This is a genomic window from Winogradskyella alexanderae, from assembly GCF_020166335.1.
GTDB lineage: Bacteria > Bacteroidota > Bacteroidia > Flavobacteriales > Flavobacteriaceae > Winogradskyella > Winogradskyella alexanderae.
The window spans coordinates 1-916 of sequence record NZ_JAIUJR010000040.1 but is presented as its reverse complement, the minus strand read 5'-3'; the positions used below and the strand labels follow the sequence as shown (position 1 = coordinate 916).

Below are 916 nucleotides of genomic sequence, written 5' to 3'. Positions count from 1 at the left end.
ACAGGAATTTTGAGACCAGAATTTGCTAATTATCAGTTTGTCAATCCGTTAGCTACTAATCAATTTATTGTAGACCAGACAATTAACATTGCAAATATATCTGAAGGTCCAGCGATATTTGACCCTGCATTAATAGAAGCTAACAGTAACCCTGATTTAAGACATTATCTGTCATTAGGTAATGATATTGATGCTACTGATTATGTAGAGTTCATTTACAATTCACCATTTTCTTCAGCATCTAATAGATACCTAATAGTAACAGAAAGAGCAGGAAATAATCCTGTTACAGTTCAGGCATTGGATAATATGAATAACCTTACTGGAAATGTTATTAATGTTACAAATGCAGACTACATAAATACAGGGGTTGTGACCGACTTTGGTCAAAATATTGAAATTGCTGTATACCCTTTAACAGCTTTAGTACCTTCAAACACTGAAATAAGTGGTATTAGAATAACTCAAACTGCAGCAGGAACACTTGCTAACTTGAGAGATGGTGGTGATGGTAAGGTATTTATACTTTATGATCCTACATTTTTAACACCACCTCCAACTATAGAAACTTTAACAAGTGCAATTCAACCGACTTGCCCAACTAATGAAGGATCTATAACAGTCGTAGCAACCGATAATGGTGGTGGTACTATAGAATATAGTTTAACAAGTTTAAGTGGATTAAATGATCAGGCTTTTCAAACTTCTAATACTTTCAATAATTTACCACCAGACACATATACTCCAGTAGTCAGATATCAAGCAACTCCAACTTGTGTGGCAACTTCAAATATTCCATTCGTTTTAAATTTTATTCCATGCCCTAGCATAACTACGGTTAAGGACTTCGCCGACATCGACGGCGGTGCATTGACTGAATACGATACTGTGGGTCAGGTTATCAACTATACGATCA

At 35.4% G+C, this 916-nt stretch carries 1 protein-coding gene; it reads left to right on the top strand.

Going from position 1 to position 916, the window contains the following annotated elements; translation table 11 throughout:
- Nucleotides 1-916, top strand: a 916-nt coding sequence (locus LBU54_RS15285) for a hypothetical protein (protein ID WP_224531991.1), incomplete at both ends; no start/stop codon positions are given.